General features: G+C 36.5%; 4 protein-coding genes. All 4 read left to right on the forward strand.

Annotated features, from left to right (window positions below):
- The first annotated feature begins 64 nt into the window (after positions 1–64).
- The 4 genes from AB3X49_RS19045 to AB3X49_RS19060 all read left to right on the forward strand — a co-directional run bounded on the left by AB3X49_RS19045 (position 65) and on the right by AB3X49_RS19060 (position 3,589).
- Complete coding sequence (locus AB3X49_RS19045) at positions 65–484, forward strand: MarR family winged helix-turn-helix transcriptional regulator (RefSeq protein ID WP_002066126.1); 420 nt, start codon at positions 65–67, stop codon at positions 482–484.
- Positions 485–499: 15 nt separating this feature from the next.
- Positions 500–1,699: an MFS transporter gene (locus tag AB3X49_RS19050; protein ID WP_367964035.1), complete on the forward strand. Its 1,200-nt coding sequence runs from the start codon at positions 500–502 to the stop codon at positions 1,697–1,699.
- A gap of 99 nt (positions 1,700–1,798) precedes the next feature.
- A complete protein-coding gene (locus AB3X49_RS19055; RefSeq protein WP_367964037.1) occupies positions 1,799–3,058 on the forward strand; it encodes a serine hydrolase domain-containing protein in 1,260 nt (419 codons plus the stop codon).
- Positions 3,059–3,217: 159 nt separating this feature from the next.
- Positions 3,218–3,589, forward strand: a complete 372-nt coding sequence (locus AB3X49_RS19060; RefSeq protein ID WP_002066124.1) for a cupredoxin domain-containing protein — start codon at positions 3,218–3,220, stop codon at positions 3,587–3,589.
- Positions 3,590–3,867: the final 278 nt, after the last annotated feature.

Consider the following 3,867-nt stretch of genomic DNA (forward strand, 5'->3'; position numbering starts at 1 on the left):
CTAGACAATTATCATAAAAAAGTATATAGTTAGCTAGGTAACTAATTTGAAAGGATCAAAATACATGGACGAAAAACAACATTTTTTCCACATTGTCAGTCAAACTTCTCGTAAGTTTACGAAGAAATTTAATGAACGTGTATCTCCAACAGGATTATTTAGTGCGCAATGGGCTGTTATTTTCCGCATTAATCAAACTGGATCTTGTACCCAAACAGAATTATGTCAGTATTTAAATGTTGAATCACCAACGATGACTCGTACGTTAACACGTATGGAAACGATGGGCTGGATTATTCGTACTGAAGGAAAAGATCGCCGTGAAAAGTTGATTTCCTTATCGGAAACAGCAATAGAAATGATTCCACTATGGCAAGAAGAAGTTGATTCTTTTGAAGAAAAGACGCTAGAAGGTATTAAAGAAGAAGACTTACATGAAGCTTTTCAATTGTTACAACAAATTATCAAAAATTTAGATCATTAATTTGGAGGGATGACGATGCAAAGTGAAAAACTTTGGACGAAGGATTTCCTCGGAACTTGTTTTAGTAGTCTGTTTCTCTTTTTAACATTTTACATGCTTATGACTACTCTGCCTGTCTATGTTATAGACACCCTAAAAGGAAAACCTGAGGAAATTGGTTTAGTTGCAACTGTTTTTCTTATTTCATCTGTTTTATGTAGACCATTCACAGGAAAATGGCTCGATGATTTAGGAAGAAAGAAAATATTATTCATTTCACTTTCACTATTTTTAGCCGCTACTGTTATGTATTTCGGTACGCAAAGTTTATTTTTATTACTTGCCCTTCGCTTCTTACATGGTATTGGATTCGGAATGGCAACGACAGCAACTGGAACAATTGTAACTGATGTAGCACCAGCTCATAGACGCGGTGAAGCACTTGCTTATTACGGCGTATTTATGAGTCTACCGATGGTAATTGGTCCTTTTTTAGGTTTAACAATTATTTCTCATTTTTCATTTACTGTACTATTTATCGTTTGTTCAGTATTTTCATTACTCGCATTTTTATTAGGATTACTAGTCAATATTCCGCATGTAGCACCAGTAAACAAACAAAAACGAGAAAAAATGAAATGGAAAGACTTAATTGAACCATCTTCTATTCCAATCGCTCTGACAGGATTTGTTTTAGCCTTTTCTTATAGTGGCATTTTATCCTTTATTCCTATTTATGCGAAAGAACTCGGTTTAAGCGAAATTGCAAGTTACTTCTTTATTTTATACGCACTTGTTGTGGTCATTTCTCGTCCATTTACAGGGAAAATATTTGATCGTTTCGGTGAAAATGTACTTATTTATCCCGCTATTATTATTTTCACAATTGGGATGTTCATTTTAAGCCAAGCGCAAACTTCATTTTGGTTCCTTGGCGCAGGTATGTTAATCGGTTTAGGATACGGAACATTAATTCCAAGTTTCCAAACGATTGCAATTTCTGCCGCTCCAAACCATCGACGTGGTTCTGCGACAGCTACTTACTACTCGTTCTTTGATAGCGGCATTGGCTTCGGTTCTTTCATTTTAGGTATAGTCGCTGCTAAATCAAGTTATCATAATATGTATTTTATCGCAGCTATTATCGTTGCGTTCACTTTACTTCTATATTATGTATTACATGGACGAAAACAAAAATTCAAGAAACAAAGTACAGACGGACAAATATCTGCTTAACGTTCATAAGGAAAGTAAACTTACCCGTTTACTTTCCTTATTTTGTATTTATTTTAAGACGAGCGTATACTTATAATAGAAACTAAAGGAGGTACATGCATGAATGTAAAGAAATCTCCCCTGCTATTACTGTTACTAGTATTACTATTCGTAGTTACAGGGCTTGGGTTTACTTTTTTTAAAAATAATAAAACGACCCCCACTAAAGCAAATGTCACAAAAGAAAACTGGTTAGACGATCCTTACTTACGCTGGTCGTATACACATATGAAAGAATTCACTTTAATAAATGAAGTAAAAAACATCCCTGACCAAGTTGCTCCCTTCCCTACCGCGTTACAAAACTTAGACGATTTTGCTGTGGAGCGTAGATTTGGAAATACGACTCCTCTAAAAAAACTTTTAGACGAAAACAAAACAGATGCTTTTGTCGTTGTACAGAATGGTCAACTTGTTTATGAACGATATTTCAATGGATATAACGAGAGTGAACCTCATGGAATGGCATCGTTAGCAAAGGTGTTTACTGGTGCAATTATACAATCGCTCGCTGAAGAGAATCGAATTGATGTAGAAAAAACAGCTGACACTTACATAAAAGAATTAAAAAATACACCGTTTGGTAAAGCAACACTTCAACAATTAATGGACATGCAAGTTTCCGCTGAATACCCTACTCACGGATATATGCAGCTAGGACTAGAAAATCAAGATGCACAACTATATTTAGCTAGTAATATTTTACCCCGAGGCAAAAACTACGAGGGGCCTATGAAAATTTATGATATGTTACTAGAAGCAGAAGAAACTGCACCACCCGGTTCCGCTTTTTCTTACAATAACGGATCAACAGAAACACTCGCTTGGATTATCCGAACGATTACAGGGAAATCGTTAGCTGAAAATGTAAGCGAACGAATTTGGTCTCAAATTGGTATGGAAGAAAACGCGTATTACGTTACAGATGAAACGAAAGTAGAACAAGCGAGCGCTGGCTTAAATGCAACTGCTAGAGATATGGCGAGGTTCGGACAATTACTATTAAATAATGGTCAATATAGCGGAAAACAAATCGCCCCTTCTTCTATTACAGAAAGTGTGAAAAATGTACAAGAAGGTGAGCTCGCAATTGGCAGCGGCGCTTCAATTTCTTATCATAATCAATGGTGGATTCCGCACAATGAACAAGGTGCTTTCGAAGTTTTAGGCAGTTACGGACAAACTCTTTACATCGATCCGAAAGCAAGTATGGTAATCGTCCACTTCTCTTCTAACGCTGCGCCTAGTAATGAAATCCATTCGGTTTATTCCGATATGTATATTGATATTGCACATCATTTGGAGAAGCTTCCACAGTAGTGGAGGCTTTTTTTATTTACCCAAATCCTATTCCAGTTAGTGCTTGGTTAGTAGGAGTTGCCGAAAGAATTACTATTTAAGCCACGCGTAAACCCCATTTATATTGATAATATTTTAGTAATTTGAAAACACTAGTGCTTAGGAAAGGAGGGATTACGAATGTCTGTGAAAAAGCTATTAACTGGATTAATCATTTCACTTGCGATGATTGTAGTTATGACTACTTTAGGTTCGATCCGTGTATTTGCCGAATCCGACGTTGTGAGACAGCCTATTGAGGTTGAATTGAATGATGATTACTTTAATCCAAGTATCATCACTGTTCCGGTTGGGAAAACGACGACGTTGCTATTGAAAAACAAAGGAAATAGAGAACATACCTTTACGGTGAAAAAGCTCGGAATTGACGCCGAAGTCCCGTCAGGAAAAGAAATAACAATTACCGTAAAACCTGAAACTCCCGGTACATATGAACTAATATGTCGGTTCCACTACTTGAAAGGAATGGATGGAAAAGTAATAGTCCAATAACGAGCGGTACCGACCGATCCTTACTTTTTTTATAAAGTGAAACTTAAATTCACGGGGGGTGCCCATCCCCCGCAGATTATGAGCTCTCACTAATCAGTTTTTACATGCAGCATAAAGTCATTACATTTTCGTGGCGTACGAAATTTGTGTTTTGTTGGTACTACCACATCGCTATCAAGCTAAGATTTTGAAGTACCCCCTAAATGAAAATTTTCTTTCTCTACAGTTAGTTATTTTGAGAGGTCAGCTCATTTTTTTGTTTTGGGGGTGTTTACTTT

The sequence above is a fragment of the Bacillus sp. C30 genome, assembly GCF_040838255.1.
Lineage (GTDB): Bacteria > Bacillota > Bacilli > Bacillales > Bacillaceae_G > Bacillus_A > Bacillus_A mycoides.

Bases quoted from the DNA above. Each gene is read 5' to 3' on its own strand.
- AB3X49_RS19045 (WP_002066126.1), top strand. From the start codon at position 65: ATGGACGAAAAACAACATTTTTTCCACATTGTCAGTCAAACTTCTCGT.
- AB3X49_RS19050 (WP_367964035.1), top strand. From the start codon at position 500: ATGCAAAGTGAAAAACTTTGGACGAAGGATTTCCTCGGAACTTGTTTT.
- AB3X49_RS19055 (WP_367964037.1), top strand. From the start codon at position 1,799: ATGAATGTAAAGAAATCTCCCCTGCTATTACTGTTACTAGTATTACTA.
- AB3X49_RS19060 (WP_002066124.1), top strand. From the start codon at position 3,218: ATGTCTGTGAAAAAGCTATTAACTGGATTAATCATTTCACTTGCGATG.